Source organism: Candidatus Pelagibacter communis, from assembly GCF_001180105.1.
GTDB lineage: Bacteria > Pseudomonadota > Alphaproteobacteria > Pelagibacterales > Pelagibacteraceae > Pelagibacter > Pelagibacter ubique_K.
This window is the reverse complement of sequence record NZ_CVSO01000046.1, coordinates 1-4,221: the sequence shown is the minus strand read 5'-3', so window position 1 is coordinate 4,221 and position 4,221 is coordinate 1. Positions and strand designations below refer to the sequence as shown.

Sequence of the window (4,221 nt, the reverse complement as noted above, 5' to 3'; positions counted from 1 at the left end):
AAAAGATAATGTTGGCGTAATTGTCATAGAAAAAGTTGCCAAAGGACAGGACTGTGGCTGTTGGATAATGGAAGACGACTCCTCATCTAAAGTAAAATCTGAGGCTGAAATACCCTTAGGCCATAAAATAGCATTACAAGATTTAAAAGAAGGTGACACTATAATTAAATACGGTCATGATATAGGAAAAGTAGTAAAGTCGATCAAAAAAGGTGATCATGTTCACGTCCATAACGTAAAAACAAAAAAGTGGTAATATGCAAATTCCAAAAAGTTTTTTAGGATTTAAAAGAGAAAACGGGAGAGCAGGAACAAGAAATCATGTTATTATTCTTCCTGTAGATGACATTTCAAACGCATGTGCTGAAGCAGTAGCTAATAATATTAAAGGGACAATTGCACTTCCACATTCTTACGGAAGATTGCAATTTGGTGCAGACTTAGAGCTTCATTTTAGAACAATGATTGGAACAGGTAGAAATCCAAATGTAGCTGCAGTAATTGTAATTGGTATTGAACCTAAATGGACAAAAAGAATTGTTGATGCAATAGCAAAGACTGGAAAACCGGTTGAGGGTTTTAGTATAGAAGGTGTTGGTGATATCGATACGATTGCAAAAGTTTCAAAAAAGGCACAAGAATTTTCGATGTGGGCATCTGAAAAACAAAGAGAGGAATGTCCAATAAGTGATCTGTGGATATCTGTAAAATGTGGAGAGTCAGACACGACTTCAGGACTTGCGTCTAATCCAACGGTTGGGAACTTAATGGATAAACTTGAGCCTTTAGGAGTACACTTGTGTTTCGGTGAGACATCAGAACTTACTGGTGCTGAAACGGTGTGTGCAAAACGTGGTAAAACAAAAGAAGCTCAGGATAAATTTATGAAAACTTGGAGTTCATACAATGACTTTATATTAAAAGAAGCAACGAATGATTTGTCAGAAAGTCAACCGACAGCAGGAAATATTGCTGGAGGTCTTACAACAATTGAAGAAAAGGCTTTTGGAAATTTTCAAAAAATAGGCTCAAGAGAATTTATAGATGTTTTAGAACCGGCTGAAGAACCAACTAAAGGAAAAGGATTATATTTTATGGATACTTCATCAGCTGCTGCTGAGTGTGTTACTCTTCAAGCTGCTGGGGGTTTTAACATTCATTTATTTCCAACTGGTCAAGGAAACATAATTGGCAATCCTATTGAGCCAGTAATAAAACTTACAGCTAATCCGTTAACTGCAAAAACTATGAATGAACATATTGATGTTGATGTCTCAAAAATATTATCAAGAGAAATGAATCTTGATCAAGCTGGTGATGAATTAATTAAATCTACTATTAAAGTTGCAAATGGAAGACTTACTTGTGCTGAAGCTCTGGGTCACAAAGAATTTGTAATGACAAAATTATATAGAAGTGCCTAATTAAATCACAGAATTTATAGCTTTATAAATTTTATCTTTACTCAATTCTCCTAAGCTTCGATAGACTTCTTTGTTATTCTTATAAATTACTAATGTAGTTTGAAATTGAATATTTAATTGTTTGGCTATTGCTTTCTCTCTAACATCAAAGTTTAAGTAAACAAGATTATTAAAATCTTTTTCAACATCCTTTAATGCTTTCATTTGACTAGCGCAAGATGTGCAATATTTAATCCATGAACTCACAACTACAGTTTTTCCATCTGATTGAGCTTTATTAAAAATTTCGTTGGTGAACGTAGTTTTTTTTTCACCTGCACTTACACTTAATGGAATTAGGATTATTAATAAAAAGATTATTTTTTTCATAAACTACTATATCAACCATTTTAAGAGCATGGAACTATTTTTGTGAAGCAGGTGGAGCAGTGTAAACAAATTTCTTTTTAAGATTTGACAAAAATCTTCTCAAAATTGCCGCACCAACGCCCAATACGAGAGCTAAGACTATCGAGAACAATCCATATAGAACTGGAACATTTTTAGATAAATCTTTTACAAATTGTGAGATTGGTCCTAAATTTTCAGATCCTTTTTTTGATGTCTCTTTAATAATTTCTTCTGCAAAAAAGGTATCGTATGCTATTGCTATTCCAACTAATAATAAAAGCATAGCTAAAATTGTTTTGAACTGTGAGCTATCAACTTTTTCTCCAATCTTTTGACCTATTTGAACTCCAAGAATTGAACCTAAAATCAAAACTGTTACTAATATTAAGTCAATCGTCCCGTAATTAAATGCATGAAGAATAGTGACAATTGCGCTTATAAAAATAGTAACAAATAAAGACGTTCCTGGAATTAATTTTGTAGGCATTCCAATAATATAAATCATTGCTGGAACTAAAATAAAAGCACCACCTACACCAAGAATAGCTGCTATATAACCTACAATAAATCCCATTATAATTGGAGTAAAAGCACTTTCATAAAGTTTCGATTTTTTAAACCTCATTCTGAAAGGTAAACCTTGCAACCAATTATGATCATGTAATTTTTTTTTAACAATAATTTTTTTTCTAGCTCTATCTATTTCTGTAACACCTTGAACCAACATCATAGTTCCAATAATTGCTAAGATGTACATGTACGCTAATGAAATAACGATATTAATTTTTCCAATATCTTGAAAATAGGTGAAAGTCAAAATACCAAGGACAGTGCCTATTGTGCCGCCGACTACAATCATTAAGCCCATTTTATAATCCAAAGTCCCTTTAAGATAATGTGTAGTAGAGCCTGATATAGATGTACCAAGAATGTTGTTCGCTTCATTTGGAACTGCATAAGCTGGTGGAATTCCTAAAAAAATTAAGAAAGGAGTCATTAAAAAACCTCCACCAACACCAAATAATCCTGATAAAATTCCAACAAATAAACTTAAAAAAAATATGAAGGGTAAGCTTACATTTACTTCTGCAATTGGAAGAAAGAACTCCATTGAGATTAACTATTCCTCAAAATTATTAAAGTCAACTATTTGATATTTAAAACCCAAAGAAAGTACTAGATAACATCACAACCCAGTATGCAGCTAAACCTACATAAAGAGCAATTTTAGTATTAATATTTGATAATATTTTTAAGTTAAATATGTGCTTGAAAGAGTTTGTGTGTTTTTGAAAATATTCAAGCATATTCACCAATTACACCTTAAGAGGTATCTTTGCAAGAATTTTTTAAAAAATTGTCGCTCCAAATACTTTAACTTCACCGCCCTCTTCCCCAAGGACCAGTCTGCCTAAGAACTCGCCCTCTTCTTTAGTGCTTGTCTGTTTAAACAATACTGTTACGTGCATCCCTCGTCTTAGACAACCAAAAGCTTTGAAATTATCCGTCAAACTTGAGATTAATTTATTGCTAGCCCATTGTTTACCAAGTTCTACCTCATTAGCCCCATAAAGCATTTGTGAGGAGAAATCCCTCGTAAAACCACCATAATCTTTCATATTTGATGATTTTATGAGATTTAACCATATTGGATTGGCCAATTTTATAATTTCATCATCAGTCTTTGATGTGAAGCTCATAACTTTGAAGTCCTTTTAAGAAGCCTTTTTTTTCTCTTTATCGTCAACTATGTGATAGACAGGTTTTTTTTCCATTGTGAACTTACCTGTTTCAGGATCTCTTCTTGATACTGTCAAACAATGCCAATTTTCATCGTCTAATTTCATATGGTCGCCTCTATAATAGTATCCTGGCCAACGAGTTTCCTCTCTAAATAAAGTGTGTTCCGTCACACATTGAGATGTTAAGGCTCTATGTTTTAACTCCCAAGCTCTCATTAATTGATGATAGTCCTCAGCTCCTACATTTTCTAGGTCCTCTTGAAGCCAATCAAGTAATTCTAAACCTTTTTTAAGAAGATTATCATTTGTCATATAATTATTAGTGATACCGCCACAATATTCATCCATAATTTTTTGAAGTCTTTGTAGACCCTGTATAGGTGAAATATAGCTTGGAGAAACTGTACCGCCAGTTATTTCATTTTTTCCTACTGTATAGTTTTCTAAAGGCTTATAAATTACATCTTTTAAATCGTTATATTGTTTCTCACTTACTTTAATATTGTTAGCTTTTTTATCCTCAATGTATTTGACTGCAGCTTTTGCTGCTAATCTTCCTTCCGTGAAAGAACCTGATGAAAATTTGTGGGCACTTCCACCTACAGTATCACCCGCACCAAATAAACCTTCTACGGACATCATTCTGTTGTAACCCCAGAAATAAT

The 4,221-nt window shown here is 33.0% G+C and carries 6 protein-coding genes and 1 pseudogene; 2 read left to right on the top strand and 5 right to left on the bottom strand.

What is annotated here, in order from left to right; all coding sequences use genetic code 11:
- Together AMN84_RS03560 and AMN84_RS03555 are read left to right on the top strand one after the other, a co-directional pair.
- Positions 1 to 256, top strand: a 256-nt coding sequence (locus AMN84_RS03560; RefSeq protein ID WP_075483451.1) for a UxaA family hydrolase, incomplete at its 5' end; no start/stop codon positions are given.
- A 1-nt stretch (position 257) separates the two neighbouring features.
- A complete protein-coding gene (locus tag AMN84_RS03555) occupies positions 258 to 1,424 on the top strand; it encodes a UxaA family hydrolase (protein WP_075483449.1) in 1,167 nt (388 codons plus the stop codon).
- Here AMN84_RS03555 and AMN84_RS03550 read toward each other — a convergent pair whose 3' ends face one another.
- The 5 genes and pseudogenes from AMN84_RS03550 to AMN84_RS03535 form a co-directional block, all read right to left on the bottom strand.
- On the bottom strand, positions 1,425 to 1,793 hold the full coding sequence (locus AMN84_RS03550) for a TlpA family protein disulfide reductase (protein ID WP_075483447.1): 369 nt from the start codon (positions 1,791 to 1,793) through the stop codon (positions 1,425 to 1,427). It lies immediately after the preceding gene.
- Positions 1,794 to 1,827: 34 nt separating this feature from the next.
- On the bottom strand, positions 1,828 to 2,925 hold the full coding sequence (locus AMN84_RS03545) for a sulfite exporter TauE/SafE family protein (RefSeq protein ID WP_075483445.1): 1,098 nt from the start codon (positions 2,923 to 2,925) through the stop codon (positions 1,828 to 1,830).
- Between the two features lie 46 nt (positions 2,926 to 2,971).
- Positions 2,972 to 3,121 (bottom strand): hypothetical protein, encoded by a 150-nt coding sequence (locus tag AMN84_RS05065; protein ID WP_179850696.1) that lies wholly within the window; start codon positions 3,119 to 3,121, stop codon positions 2,972 to 2,974.
- Between the two features lie 42 nt (positions 3,122 to 3,163).
- Entirely contained in the window at positions 3,164 to 3,514 is a 351-nt protein-coding gene (locus tag AMN84_RS03540) for a hypothetical protein (protein WP_075483443.1), read from the bottom strand.
- A 15-nt stretch (positions 3,515 to 3,529) separates the two neighbouring features.
- Positions 3,530 to 4,221: pseudogene (locus AMN84_RS03535) on the bottom strand (adenylyl-sulfate reductase subunit alpha); the annotation flags it as partial.

Coding starts and splice junctions, on each gene's coding strand:
- AMN84_RS03545 (WP_075483445.1), bottom strand. CDS start 2,925: ATGGAGTTCTTTCTTCCAATTGCAGAAGTAAATGTAAGCTTACCCTTC.
- AMN84_RS03555 (WP_075483449.1), top strand. CDS start 258: ATGCAAATTCCAAAAAGTTTTTTAGGATTTAAAAGAGAAAACGGGAGA.
- AMN84_RS03540 (WP_075483443.1), bottom strand. CDS start 3,514: ATGAGCTTCACATCAAAGACTGATGATGAAATTATAAAATTGGCCAAT.
- AMN84_RS03550 (WP_075483447.1), bottom strand. CDS start 1,793: ATGAAAAAAATAATCTTTTTATTAATAATCCTAATTCCATTAAGTGTA.
- AMN84_RS05065 (WP_179850696.1), bottom strand. CDS start 3,121: ATGCTTGAATATTTTCAAAAACACACAAACTCTTTCAAGCACATATTT.